Origin of the sequence: Pseudomonas sp. A0308, from assembly GCF_044218815.1 — a bacterium.
Lineage (GTDB): Bacteria > Pseudomonadota > Gammaproteobacteria > Pseudomonadales > Pseudomonadaceae > Aquipseudomonas > Aquipseudomonas iridis.
Genome location: NZ_CP162581.1, coordinates 3,587,634 through 3,599,676, shown reverse-complemented (window position 1 = coordinate 3,599,676; position 12,043 = coordinate 3,587,634). Strand labels below are relative to the sequence as shown.

13 protein-coding genes are annotated in these 12,043 nt (G+C 58.5%); 8 read left to right on the top strand and 5 right to left on the bottom strand.

The window, feature by feature from the left end; all coding sequences use genetic code 11:
- Window positions 1-69: 69 nt before the first annotated feature.
- Window positions 70-714 carry an orotate phosphoribosyltransferase gene (pyrE, locus tag AB4P92_RS16545; RefSeq protein WP_041071932.1) on the bottom strand — a complete coding sequence of 215 codons (645 nt, stop codon included), beginning with the start codon at window positions 712-714 and terminating at the stop codon, window positions 70-72.
- An 82-nt stretch (window positions 715-796) separates the two neighbouring features.
- Between pyrE and AB4P92_RS16540 the strand changes: the two genes are divergently transcribed.
- Window positions 797-1,576: an exodeoxyribonuclease III gene (locus AB4P92_RS16540; RefSeq protein WP_007920349.1), complete on the top strand. Its 780-nt coding sequence runs from the start codon at window positions 797-799 to the stop codon at window positions 1,574-1,576.
- 78 nt (window positions 1,577-1,654) lie between these two features.
- Here AB4P92_RS16540 and gltS read toward each other — a convergent pair whose 3' ends face one another.
- The 3 genes from gltS to rph all read right to left on the bottom strand — a co-directional run bounded on the left by gltS (window position 1,655) and on the right by rph (window position 4,325).
- A complete protein-coding gene (gene gltS / locus AB4P92_RS16535; RefSeq protein ID WP_042561755.1) occupies window positions 1,655-2,863 on the bottom strand; it encodes a sodium/glutamate symporter in 1,209 nt (402 codons plus the stop codon).
- Window positions 2,864-3,207: 344 nt separating this feature from the next.
- Window positions 3,208-3,573 (bottom strand): DUF4870 domain-containing protein, encoded by a 366-nt coding sequence (locus AB4P92_RS16530; protein WP_042561756.1) that lies wholly within the window; start codon window positions 3,571-3,573, stop codon window positions 3,208-3,210.
- A gap of 29 nt (window positions 3,574-3,602) precedes the next feature.
- Window positions 3,603-4,325 carry a ribonuclease PH gene (rph, locus tag AB4P92_RS16525; RefSeq protein WP_042561757.1) on the bottom strand — a complete coding sequence of 241 codons (723 nt, stop codon included), beginning with the start codon at window positions 4,323-4,325 and terminating at the stop codon, window positions 3,603-3,605.
- Window positions 4,326-4,595: 270 nt separating this feature from the next.
- Between rph and AB4P92_RS16520 the strand changes: the two genes are divergently transcribed.
- From AB4P92_RS16520 to AB4P92_RS16495, 6 genes are all read left to right on the top strand, one after another.
- A complete protein-coding gene (locus AB4P92_RS16520; RefSeq protein ID WP_150593444.1) occupies window positions 4,596-5,459 on the top strand; it encodes a YicC/YloC family endoribonuclease in 864 nt (287 codons plus the stop codon).
- A gap of 12 nt (window positions 5,460-5,471) precedes the next feature.
- Entirely contained in the window at window positions 5,472-6,092 is a 621-nt protein-coding gene (gmk, locus tag AB4P92_RS16515) for a guanylate kinase (RefSeq protein WP_042561759.1), read from the top strand.
- Between the two features lie 167 nt (window positions 6,093-6,259).
- Complete coding sequence (gene rpoZ, locus AB4P92_RS16510) at window positions 6,260-6,523, top strand: DNA-directed RNA polymerase subunit omega (protein WP_016985812.1); 264 nt, start codon at window positions 6,260-6,262, stop codon at window positions 6,521-6,523.
- 57 nt (window positions 6,524-6,580) lie between these two features.
- A complete protein-coding gene (gene spoT, locus AB4P92_RS16505; protein WP_007920338.1) occupies window positions 6,581-8,686 on the top strand; it encodes a bifunctional GTP diphosphokinase/guanosine-3',5'-bis pyrophosphate 3'-pyrophosphohydrolase in 2,106 nt (701 codons plus the stop codon).
- A gap of 24 nt (window positions 8,687-8,710) precedes the next feature.
- Entirely contained in the window at window positions 8,711-9,091 is a 381-nt protein-coding gene (locus AB4P92_RS16500) for a RidA family protein (protein ID WP_003229509.1), read from the top strand.
- A gap of 68 nt (window positions 9,092-9,159) precedes the next feature.
- Window positions 9,160-9,900: a hypothetical protein gene (locus AB4P92_RS16495; protein ID WP_047304166.1), complete on the top strand. Its 741-nt coding sequence runs from the start codon at window positions 9,160-9,162 to the stop codon at window positions 9,898-9,900.
- 140 nt (window positions 9,901-10,040) lie between these two features.
- Here AB4P92_RS16495 and AB4P92_RS16490 read toward each other — a convergent pair whose 3' ends face one another.
- Window positions 10,041-10,898, bottom strand: coding sequence for an SDR family oxidoreductase (locus AB4P92_RS16490; protein ID WP_395597894.1), 858 nt, complete (start codon window positions 10,896-10,898; stop codon window positions 10,041-10,043).
- Between the two features lie 188 nt (window positions 10,899-11,086).
- Here AB4P92_RS16490 and exbB point away from each other — a divergent pair, with 188 nt between their 5' ends.
- Window positions 11,087-12,040: a tonB-system energizer ExbB gene (exbB, locus tag AB4P92_RS16485; RefSeq protein ID WP_047304169.1), complete on the top strand. Its 954-nt coding sequence runs from the start codon at window positions 11,087-11,089 to the stop codon at window positions 12,038-12,040.
- Window positions 12,041-12,043: the final 3 nt, after the last annotated feature.

The following is a 12,043-nucleotide window of genomic DNA, read 5'->3' as shown; positions in this document are numbered from 1 at the left end:
GCGGGGTCTTTTTTTGCCTGCAATCTCTGTAGGAGCTGCCGACGGCTGCTCCTACAGAGGGGAATGCGATTACACGCCGAACTGGGCGCGGTACGCTTCCACGGCTGGCAAATGCTGCTTGAGCTGCGGATCGTCAGCGAGAAACTCCAGCACCTGATTCAGCGAAACAATGCTGATGACCGGGATGCCGAAATCGCGCTCCACTTCCTGGATTGCCGACAACTCACCGTTGCCGCGCTCCTGACGGTTCAGGGCGATCAGCACGCCAGCTGCCTTGGCGCCGTCCTGGGAAGCGATGATCTGCATCACTTCGCGGATCGCGGTACCGGCGGTGATCACGTCGTCGATGATCAGCACATCACCGGTCAGCGGGGCGCCAACCAGACTGCCGCCTTCGCCGTGGGCCTTGGCCTCTTTGCGGTTGAAGCACCATGGCAAGTCACGGTCGTGATGCTCGGCCAGCGCGACGGCGGTGGTCGCTGCCAACGGGATACCTTTGTACGCCGGGCCAAACAGCACGTCGAAAGAAATGCCACTTTCGGCAATGGCTGCGGCGTAGAACCGACCCAGCTGCGCCAGGGCCGAACCCGTGTTGAACAGGCCGGCATTGAAGAAGTAAGGACTGGTGCGCCCGGACTTCAGGGTGAACTCACCGAAGCGCAAAACGCCGCGATCGATGGCAAAACGAATGAAATCGCGCTGATACGCTTGCATGAAAAAAACCCCAAATACCACGGATTTAGCTAATTAGCTTGACGCCGTGTATCATACACGCACGCGATTTTTGGGGCCATTTATGCGGATCATCAGTGTGAACGTCAATGGTATTCAGGCTGCAGTCGAGCGTGGTTTGCTCAGTTGGCTGCAAGCACAGAATGCCGACGTCATCTGCCTGCAGGACACCCGTGCCTCCGCCTTTGAACTGGATGACCCAGCCTTCCAACTGGATGGCTACTTCCTTTATGCCTGCGATGCTGAAGTCCCCGCCCAAGGTGGCGTGGCTTTGTACTCGCGGTTGCAACCGAAGGCTGTCATCAGCGGTCTCGGTTTCGAGACGGCCGACCGCTACGGGCGCTACCTGCAAGCAGATTTCGACAAAGTCAGTATTGCCACCTTGCTGCTTCCTTCGGGAATGAACGGCGATGAGGACTTGAACCAGAAGTTCAAGCTCATGGACGACTTCGGCAAGTACCTGGACAAACAGCGGCGTAAACGTCGCGAGTACATTTATTGTGGCTCGCTGTATGTCGCGCAGCAGAAGCTCGACATCAAGAACTGGCGCGACAGCCAGCAATCCCCGGGCTTCCTGGCGCCAGAACGCGCCTGGATGGACGAGATTGTCGGCAACATGGGCTATGTAGATGCCCTGCGCGAAGTCAGCCGTGAAGGCGACCAGTACAGCTGGTGGCCGGACAACGAACAGGCCGAGATGCTCAATCTGGGCTGGCGCTTCGACTACCAGATCCTGACTCCAGGCTTGCGGCGCTTTGTGCGCAGCGCACGCCTGCCTCGTCAGCCTCGGTTCTCGCAGCACGCACCGCTGATCGTCGACTACGACTGGACGCTGACCATCTAAGCGGCGATTCAGACAAAAAAATGCCCGTATCGCGAGATACGGGCATTTTTTGTGCCTCAGACTAAAGTAGTCCGAAGCTCAGACGGCGACAAAAAACGGCAAGACCAGGTACAGCTTGATCACGATGACATTGATAATGTCGATGAAAAATGCACCCACCATCGGCACCACGAGAAACGCAATCTGCGAAGGACCGTAGCGCTGCGTCACCGCCTGCATGTTGGCGATGGCCGTCGGTGTCGCACCCAGCCCAAAACCACAGTGCCCCGCTGCCAATACCGCCGCGTCGTAGTTACGGCCCATCATTCTGAACGTCACGAAAATCGCAAACAGCGCCATGACCAGTGTTTGCGCAGCCAGGATGATGAATATCGGTAGTGCCAGTGCTGCCAGATCCCACAGCTTGAGCGACATCAAGGCAATCGCCAGAAACAGCGACAGGCTGACATTCCCCAACACCGAGACTTCGCGCTCGAACACCTGATACAAGCCCAGCGCTGATAGCCCGTTACGCAGAACGACACCCACGAACAAGACGCAGACAAATGTCGGCAACTCAAATGCGGTACCGTGCAGAAGACCATTCAGCAAATTGCCGGCCAACAGACTGACTGCAATCAGCGCCAGTGTCTCGATAAACGAGAACGGGGTGATCGAGCGCTCCTTGTTCGGCTGCTCGAAACCTTTTGGCAATCGCGGCGTTTCTTGCGGCTGGCATCCGGGCACTCGAACACGCTTGATGAGCAGGCGAGCCACGGGACCACCAATCAACCCACCCAACACCAGACCAAACGTCGCAGATGCCATGGCGAGCTCGGAGGCGGATGCCAGACCGTACTTCTCACTAAACACCGTGCCCCACGCAGCGCCTGTGCCATGACCGCCCGCCAGCGTTATCGAACCTGTCAGTAGACCCATCAACGGGTCCAGCCCCAGCGCAGTGGCCAGACCGATGCCCAAGGCATTCTGAACCACCAGCAAGCCGGTGACCGCCAGCACGAATATGCCCACTACACGCCCACCTTTCTTCAGGCTGGCAAAATCGGCACTCAAGCCAATAGTGGCGAAAAACGCCAGCATCAAAGGTGTTTGCAGCGAAGTGTCGAAGCGAACCTCGATGTCGAACGTTCGTAGCAACAGAAGAGCCAGCGCCACGACCAGGCCACCGGCGACGGGCTCAGGAATATTGTAATTACGCAGAAAAGCAATACGTGTAACAAGTCCGCGCCCTAGCAAAAGCACCAGGGAAGCGGCCACAAGCGTTCCATAAAAATCGAGCTGAATCATTGGGATTATTCTTGGCTAGATATTCAGAGGCGAACTTTATACCTGTCCACACCTCATGAATTGGCTGACTTTCTCAACACTGATTGAATTGGATTTCAAGGACCTTCGCTGGCCTGAATACATCGAAATATTCTGCAGGAATATGACGTGCGGGGACTTTAACAACCACTCCGCCTGATTGCCAAGGACATGGGCAGTACTATGTTGGCGCAGTTGTGACTAAAGATGTAAGAGGCTGATGTATATAGCAATCTCAACTACCACTCATCGCAGCAAGATCATTCCTACACACTTTTGAAACGGGTTTAATTGCAAAAATGCAAATCTTTTGCAGGCGTTGATCGCTACTTGATAAGGCGCCAAGTAAACGGATAACGATAGGGAAAACCTTCGTTAGCTTTCACACCACCGATGATCGCCAAAACCAACGCAGCAATGGTGACCAGTCCATAAAGGAAGAAACCTACGATGACCAGCATCAGCAGAATGCAGATCGCGGTAACAATTGCGACGGTGATCTGAAAATTCAGCGCCTCTTTGCCCTGTGCATCGATAAACGGATCCGACTCACGCTTCATCTGCCACAGAATCAGCGGCCCGATCAGATTGCCGAAAGGAATCCAGATCCCCAGCAAGGCGGACAAGTGACAAAACATCGCCCACTGACGAACCTCCTGGCTCGGTTTGGGCAGCAGCTCTTGGTCACTCATCGCGTCCTCCTTGCGGGTTATCAACCTGATCAGTCAGCCAGTGCTGACTTCTGCAGTTCGAAGATTTCGTTCATGCCTTTCTTGGCCAGTTCCAGCATGGCGTTCAGGTCTTCTGGCTGGAACGGCGCGCCTTCAGCAGTGCCTTGCACTTCGATGAAGCCACCGGAGCTGGTCATCACCACGTTGAGGTCGGTTTCAGCGGCGGAGTCTTCAAGATAGTCCAGATCCAGCACTGGCTCGCCTTGATACATGCCCACCGATACAGCGCCGATCATTTGCTTGAGCGGATCGCCGCCCTTCAGGCCGCCGCGCTTCTTGATGACCTTCAACGCATCGACCAGGGCTACCATGGCGCCGGTGATGGAGGCGGTGCGGGTGCCGCCATCAGCCTGAATCACGTCGCAGTCGACATAAAGGGTAACGTCGCCCAGCTTGGACATGTCCAGCGCCGCGCGCAGGGACCGGCCGATCAGACGCTGGATTTCCAGGGTGCGGCCGCCCTGCTTGCCGCGACTCGCTTCACGCTGGTTACGCTCGCCGGTGGCGCGCGGCAGCATGCCGTACTCGGCAGTCAACCAGCCCTGACCCTGGCCTTTGAGGAAACGCGGCACGCCGTTTTCGACGCTGACGGTGCAGATGACTTTGGTATCACCGAATTCGACCAGTACGGATCCCTCGGCGTGTTTGGTGTAGTTGCGGGTAATGCGGATCGAGCGGAGCTGATCGGCAGCGCGACCACTTGGACGTTTCATAGGAAATACCTGTACTGGGGACGGAAAACTGCCGAGCATTATAGAGCGGTGCACCGCCACTGGGCACGGGTTAAAAATCCGCGAGGACGACCGAAGGGCCTCAAACACTTATTACCGACGGGCTGCAGCCCTTTGTCACACCGTGTGTTTGGGCGCATTCGCCGCACTGCGCTACAATCCTGCGCCTTTGCTGCCAGTCGGCTTAAATTCATTGATATCGCGCCTGCGGAATTCAGTTTCCGCGCCGATTTGCATTGCGAGGTCACCGCCATGGTGCACAGCATGACCGCCTTCGCCCGCGTCGAAAAAGCCGGCGCACAGGGCACCCTGAGCTGGGAATTGCGCTCGGTCAACAGTCGCTATCTGGAACCGCACCTGCGTCTGCCGGAATCGTTTCGCGACCTCGAAGGGGCCGTGCGCGAAGCACTGCGTCAGGGCCTGTCGCGGGGCAAGCTGGAATGCACCCTGCGATTCACTGAAGAAAGCACCGGCAAAACGCTACAAGTTGATCGCGAGCGCGCCGCGCAATTGGTCGCCGCAGCCGAAACGATTGCCGGCCTGATCAAGAATCCTGCTGCTCTCAATCCGCTGGAAGTGCTGGCCTGGCCCGGCGTTCTGGTCGCCGATGCCAGTGACCCGCAAGCACTGAATGCCGAAGCCCTGGCCCTGTTCAATCAGGGGCTGAAGGAACTCAAGGCCGGTCGCGAGCGTGAAGGCTCGGAGCTGGCACGGCTGATCAACGATCGCCTGACTTCCATCGAAGAAGACGTCGTGACCCTGCGTGAACTGGTTCCGCAGATGCTCGCCACCCAACGCCAGAAAGTCCTCGACCGCTTTGCCGACATGAAGGCCGAGCTGGATCCGCAGCGCCTGGAACAGGAAATGGTCATCCTCGCGCAAAAGAGCGATGTGGCCGAAGAACTGGATCGTCTGAGCACTCACATCATAGAAGTACGCCGAGTGCTTAAATCCGGCGGTGCAGCCGGACGGCGCCTCGACTTCCTGATGCAGGAGCTCAACCGCGAAGCCAATACACTGGGCTCCAAAGCCTTCGACCCGCGCAGCACCCAGGCAGCCGTCAACCTCAAAGTGTTGATCGAGCAGATGCGCGAACAAGTACAGAATATTGAGTAAGGCTACCCCGACATGACCCACAGCACCGGCACCCTGTACATCATTTCCGCGCCATCGGGCGCGGGCAAGAGCAGCCTGGTCAAGGCTTTGACCGATGCCAACCCGGAGATCCGCGTGTCGATCTCCCACACCACCCGCGCCATGCGCCCGGGTGAAGTGAACGGCGTGAACTATCACTTCGTAACCCGCGAAGCCTTCGTAAAGATGGGCGAGCACGGTGACTTCCTCGAACGCGCCGAAGTCTTCGGCAACTTCTACGGCACCTCGCAAAGCCATCTGCAACAGACCCTCGATGAAGGCCACGACCTGATTCTGGAAATCGACTGGCAGGGCGCCGAGCAAGTGCGCAAGCTGATGCCGCAGGCACGCTCGATCTTCATTTTGCCGCCATCGTTGCAGGCCTTGCACCAGCGTCTGACCAATCGCGGCCAGGACAGCGACGAGATTATCGACGGGCGGATGCGCGAAGCGGTCAACGAGATGAGCCATTACGTCGAATATGACTACCTGATCATCAACGACGACTTCGCTCATGCACTGGACGATCTGAAGGCGATTTTCCGCGCCAATCAGTTGCAACAGAAACGCCAACAGGTGCGTTTCGGCAAATTACTGGCCGAATTGCTCGGTTAATCAGCGCTTCCCAAAAGCGCTGCAAGGGCTTTACATTGGCACTTGCAGCGCGTTGAAGAGGTTGATCAAAAAATCAGCGCTTCCCTAATCGCTGGTGTTTTTTTAAACTGCTCAGTCCGCTCGCCCAACCGGGCAGCGCGCATATTGCATTCGCTCCGAGGAATACCATGGCCCGCGTAACCGTTGAAGACTGCCTGAACCACGTGGAAAACCGTTTTGAGCTGGTCATGCTCTCTACCAAACGTGCCCGTCAACTGGCCACCGGCGGCAAAGAGCCACTGGTTCAGTGGGAAAACGACAAGCCTACCGTTGTAGCGCTGCGTGAAATCGCTGAAGGCCTGATGAGCTACGAGTTCATCGCCGAGCAGGAAATCGTCCAGGATGAACCGCTGTTCGCAGCGTTCGAGGACGAGTCCAACGAGGCCGTCTAAGCCTATGCCTGGTCGACGTAGCACGGCGCAGGGTCACAACGTACGGCAGGAGTCATCATGCCGAGCATAGACGCCCTCGCCGATCGCTTATCGACCTACCTCGGCAATGACCAGGTCAACCTGGTCCGCCGAGCGTATTTCTACGCCGAACAAGCCCACGACGGCCAACGCCGACGAAGTGGCGAGGCGTACGTCACGCATCCTCTTGCCGTGGCAAATATTCTTGCCGACATGCACATGGACCATCAGAGCCTGATGGCTGCGATGCTGCATGACGTGATCGAAGACACCGGTATCGCCAAAGAGGCGCTGCAAGCGCAGTTCGGTGAAACCGTGGCCGAACTGGTCGACGGGGTCAGTAAACTGACCCAGATGAACTTCGAGACCAAGGCCGAAGCCCAGGCTGAAAACTTCCAGAAAATGGCCATGGCCATGGCACGCGACATCCGCGTGATCCTGGTCAAGCTCGCCGACCGCCTGCACAACATGCGCACGCTGGAAGTGCTGTCCGGAGAAAAACGCCGCCGGATCGCCAAGGAAACCCTCGAAATCTACGCGCCCATCGCCAACCGGCTGGGCATGCATGCCATTCGCATCGAATTCGAAGACCTCGGCTTCAAGGCCATGCACCCGATGCGTTCCGCGCGGATCTACCAAGCGGTCAAGCGCGCTCGGGGCAACCGCAAGGAAATCGTCAACAAGATCGAAGAATCCCTCGGCCATTGCCTCGCTATCGACGGCATCCAGGGCGAAGTCAGCGGTCGCCAGAAACACCTCTACGGCATCTACAAGAAAATGCGCGGCAAGCGTCGGGCCTTCAACGAGATCATGGACGTCTACGCGTTCCGGATCATCGTCGACAAGGTCGACACCTGCTACCGCGTACTGGGTGCTGTGCATAATTTGTACAAACCGTTGCCGGGGCGCTTCAAGGATTACATCGCGATCCCCAAGGCCAACGGCTATCAGTCGCTGCACACCACGCTGTTCGGCATGCACGGCGTACCGATCGAGATCCAGATCCGCACCCGCGAAATGGAAGAGATGGCCAACAACGGCATCGCCGCCCATTGGCTGTACAAATCCAGCGGTGACGAGCAGCCGAAGGGCACTCACGCACGCGCCCGCCAGTGGGTCAAAGGCGTGCTGGAAATGCAGCAACGGGCCGGCAACTCGCTGGAATTCATCGAGAGCGTGAAAATCGACCTGTTCCCGGACGAGGTCTACGTGTTCACGCCAAAAGGACGGATCATGGAGCTGCCGAAAGGCTCCACGGCCGTCGACTTCGCCTACGCGGTGCACACCGATGTCGGTAACAGCTGCATCGCCTGCCGGATCAACCGCCGCCTCGCACCGCTGTCCGAACCGCTGCAAAGTGGCTCCACGGTCGAGATCGTCAGCGCTCCCGGCGCACGACCGAACCCGGCCTGGCTCAACTTCGTGGTCACCGGCAAGGCGCGCACGCACATTCGCCATGCGCTGAAACTGCAGCGCCGCTCCGAATCCATCAGCCTCGGCGAACGCCTGCTGAACAAGGTACTGAACGGTTTCGACAGTTCGCTGGAGAAGATTCCGGCCGAGCGCGTCAAGGCAATGCTCACCGAGTACCGCCTCGAACTGATCGAAGACTTGCTCGAAGACATCGGTCTAGGCAATCGCATGGCCTACGTGGTCGCCCGTCGCCTGCTTGGCGAAGGCGAGCAACTGCCTAGCCCGGAAGGCCCGCTGGCGATTCGCGGCACCGAAGGTCTGGTGCTGAGCTATGCCAAGTGCTGCACGCCGATCCCGGGCGACCCGATTGTCGGGCACCTGTCGGCTGGCAAAGGCATGGTCGTGCACCTGGACAACTGCCGCAATATCAGCGAAATCAGGCACAACCCGGAAAAATGCATCCAGCTCTCGTGGGCCAAGGATGTCACCGGCGAATTCAACGTCGAACTGCGTGTCGAGCTGGAACACCAGCGCGGCCTGATCGCCCTGCTGGCCAGCAGCGTCAACGCAGCCGATGGCAATATCGAGAAAATCAGCATGGACGAACGCGATGGTCGTATCAGCGTCGTCCAACTGGTGGTCAGCGTTCACGACCGTGTGCACCTGGCCCGTGTAATCAAGAAACTGCGCGCACTGACCGGGGTGATCCGCATCACCCGCATGCGTGCATAAGTCCACCATTACAAGGAGTCATGCATGACCAAGACAGTTATCACCAGCGACAAGGCCCCGGCAGCCATCGGCACTTACTCCCAGGCGATCAAGGCTGGCAACACCGTCTACATGTCGGGCCAGATCCCGCTGGACCCAAAAACCATGGAACTGGTTGAAGGCTTCGAAGCCCAGACCGTCCAGGTGTTCGAGAACCTCAAAGCCGTGGCCGAAGCCGCCGGCGGTTCGTTCAAGGACATCGTCAAACTGAACATCTTCCTCACCGACCTGAGCCACTTCGCCAAGGTCAACGAGATCATGGGCAAATACTTCGACCAGCCGTACCCGGCCCGCGCCGCCATTGGCGTTGCTGCCCTGCCAAAGGGTTCGCAGGTTGAAATGGATGCCATTCTGGTCATCGAGTGATGCGCACGGCGCGGCCTTCATACGCCGCGCCGACTGCTCTGCAAGAAAGGTTTTGAAAGGATTCCACCATGCGCAAAGCGCTTGCTCTCTCGCTGTTCGCCATTTTCCTCGGCGGCTGCGCCAGCGACCCTGCCGACCGTGACATCAGCGGCACCTGGATCAATCAGGTGGCGATCGATGCTGCCACCCAGGGCGGCTCCCTGCGCGAAGCGCTTCAGGCTTACGGCCCGAATCTGGAATGGGACGTCAACACCAAGGCCGGCCAGGCCCGCTACACCAACGGTTTTGAGAAAGTCGAAGGTCGGCTGCTGGGCGAACAGTCTGGTGCCTGGAAAGTCGACTTTTATGGCAGCTCCGCCAGCGAGCTGAAACGCGACGGCAATCAACTGCAACAGGCCGCCAGCGACAACGAACCGGAACAGCTCTTCGACCGCGCACAGATCCCGGTGCCCGAAGGCGCGCCGATCGGTGCGAGCTTCGAACGCGCGCTGTATTCAACCTACATGGGCGGCACCTGGAAAATCGCCAATGGTCAGGGCGAAGGCGGCACCGTGCAGTTTCAGGCCGACGGCCAGGTCTCCGGCCTGCCGGGCGCCGATCGTTACGCGTTGTGCCTGGCGGGCGATTGCGCATCGATGAGCAGTGGCAACGACAGCATGTGGTTGCAGCAGAATGGCCAAGGCAACAACTGGATCTTTGTGCGCAAGGGCAAGGAACTGGAAATCCTGCAAGCGGTGAACACCGCTCTGGCGGATGAACAACCGCAGTTCACCGCAGGTGAGCGCAAGTGGTTGCTCGAGAAGCAGTAACCCGCTGCTGAAATCATCGAAGATCCAAATGTGGGGGCGAGCCTGCTCGCGAAAGCGGCGTCACAGTCAGCAGAGATGTTGAATGTGACGACCCTTCGCGAGCAGGCTCGCTCCCACAGTTGTGTTGTGGAGCCTGAGATTCAGCATTTACCTTCGAGAATCGCCGCATACCCTTCTCGATAACTCGGATACTTTGGCGTCCAACCCAGCGCTTTCGCCCGCGCGTTGCTGCAACGCTTGCTACCGGTACGCCGAACGCTTTCATCTTCCGACCATTCAGTGACCCCAATAAACTCGCGCAACCAGCCCACCACCTCGGCCAGCGGCGCCGGCGCATCATCGACACCGATGTAGACCGGCTCAAGCGCCACGCCCCGACGGTCAGCCTCAAGCAGAAACGCCAACAACCCCGCCGCGTCATCAACATGAATGCGATTGCCATACAACGGCGGATCAACGGCCACTCGATAGCCACGCCGTACCTGAGTCAACAGCCATTCCCGGCCCGGGCCGTAAATACCGGTCAGGCGCAGGATGCTCGCCGGGATACCACTGTTGAGCGCTACCTGCTCGGCTTCGAGCATCAACCGACCTGAGTAACCGGAAGCGGCGGTCTCGCTCGTTTCATCAACCCACTCGCCGTCCAGCTGTCCAAAAACACTGCTGCTGGACACGAAAATCAGCCGATCCGGTACTTGACCATAGTCGTCCAGCCAACTCAGTACATTCTGCAAACCCTGCACATAAGCCGCGCGATAACCGGCCTCATCGTGATCGGTGGCGGCGGCGCAATACACCAGGTAATCCACGGCACCGACCGGCCAGGTCGCCGGGCAGTCTTCATTGAACAGGTCGCCGGAAACGCCGATGACCCCTTCAGGCAGACGCGAGACATTTCGGCGCAAGCCATGAACTTCCCAACCGGCAGCCAGCAATTGCGTGGCCAGACGGCTGCCGACATCACCACAACCGGCGATCAAAACAGAAGGCGCGGACATCAAAAAACTCCCATCGGAAAGGCACAGACTAGCCTCGGCAGAGGACGAGCGGCTAGCAATGAAGGAAAAAAAGTTACTCTATTACTTTTGTTAACAAGAATTACTTGCAATAATGCCTGCCACTTTTGTTCTCGGCCTCACGAGGCCTGGAAGAGCATTACCGTTTTTCTATCTCAGGTCCGGCCAGCATGAATCGTAATCAAATCCCCGCTTCGCCAACCAAACGACCTCGCGCCTGGAGCGCGGTGGCGGCTCTGTTGCTCAGCCTGATGCTGTCGCCAACCGCCGCTTTCGCCGACGCTCAGGCACCTGCTGCTCCAGCCGCCTCCGAACAGAGCGCTCCAGCGGCGGCTGCACCGGATGCAACTGCTCCGGTTCAAACCCTCGACGCCACACCTGCCGACGCGCCAGAAGCCCTTGAAGCCGACAACACCCTGGGCATGGCCCACGACCTGTCGCCTTGGGGCATGTACCAGAACGCCGACATCATCGTGAAAATCGTGATGATCGGCCTGGCCATCGCGTCGATCATCACCTGGACCATCTGGATCGCCAAGGGCTTTGAGCTGATGGGCGCCAAGCGTCGTCTGCGTGGTGAAATCGCCGCCCTGAAGAAAGCCACCACGCTTAAAGAAGCCAGCACCACTGCCGCAAAAGAAGGCACGCTTGCCAACCTGCTGGTCCACGACGCCCTTGAAGAGATGCGCCTGTCGACCAACAGCCGCGAGAAAGAAGGCATCAAGGAGCGCGTCAGCTTCCGTCTCGAGCGTCTGGTCGCAGCCTGCGGTCGCAACATGAGCAGCGGCACCGGCGTACTCGCAACCATCGGTTCCACCGCACCGTTTGTCGGCCTGTTCGGCACCGTGTGGGGCATCATGAACTCCTTCATCGGCATCGCCAAAACCCAAACCACTAACCTTGCCGTCGTGGCACCTGGTATCGCTGAAGCTCTGCTGGCTACCGCACTGGGTCTGGTGGCTGCGATTCCTGCGGTAGTGATCTACAACGTGTTTGCGCGCTCCATCGCCGGTTACAAGGCGCAGGTCTCCGATGCCTCGGCAGAAGTCCTGCTGCTGGTCAGCCGTGACCTCGATCACCAGCCTGAGCGCAGCTCGCAACCGCACATGGTGAAAGTGGGGTAATCG

Excerpts from the sequence above, each read along its gene's own strand:
- AB4P92_RS16495 (WP_047304166.1), top strand. The coding sequence starts at position 9,160 with ATGCGCAAAGCGCTTGCTCTCTCGCTGTTCGCCATTTTCCTCGGCGGC.
- AB4P92_RS16540 (WP_007920349.1), top strand. The coding sequence starts at position 797 with ATGCGGATCATCAGTGTGAACGTCAATGGTATTCAGGCTGCAGTCGAG.
- spoT (WP_007920338.1), top strand. The coding sequence starts at position 6,581 with ATGCCGAGCATAGACGCCCTCGCCGATCGCTTATCGACCTACCTCGGC.
- AB4P92_RS16520 (WP_150593444.1), top strand. The coding sequence starts at position 4,596 with ATGGTGCACAGCATGACCGCCTTCGCCCGCGTCGAAAAAGCCGGCGCA.
- gltS (WP_042561755.1), bottom strand. The coding sequence starts at position 2,863 with ATGATTCAGCTCGATTTTTATGGAACGCTTGTGGCCGCTTCCCTGGTG.
- exbB (WP_047304169.1), top strand. The coding sequence starts at position 11,087 with ATGAATCGTAATCAAATCCCCGCTTCGCCAACCAAACGACCTCGCGCC.
- rph (WP_042561757.1), bottom strand. The coding sequence starts at position 4,325 with ATGAAACGTCCAAGTGGTCGCGCTGCCGATCAGCTCCGCTCGATCCGC.
- AB4P92_RS16490 (WP_395597894.1), bottom strand. The coding sequence starts at position 10,898 with ATGTCCGCGCCTTCTGTTTTGATCGCCGGTTGTGGTGATGTCGGCAGC.
- AB4P92_RS16500 (WP_003229509.1), top strand. The coding sequence starts at position 8,711 with ATGACCAAGACAGTTATCACCAGCGACAAGGCCCCGGCAGCCATCGGC.
- AB4P92_RS16530 (WP_042561756.1), bottom strand. The coding sequence starts at position 3,573 with ATGAGTGACCAAGAGCTGCTGCCCAAACCGAGCCAGGAGGTTCGTCAG.
- rpoZ (WP_016985812.1), top strand. The coding sequence starts at position 6,260 with ATGGCCCGCGTAACCGTTGAAGACTGCCTGAACCACGTGGAAAACCGT.
- pyrE (WP_041071932.1), bottom strand. The coding sequence starts at position 714 with ATGCAAGCGTATCAGCGCGATTTCATTCGTTTTGCCATCGATCGCGGC.
- gmk (WP_042561759.1), top strand. The coding sequence starts at position 5,472 with ATGACCCACAGCACCGGCACCCTGTACATCATTTCCGCGCCATCGGGC.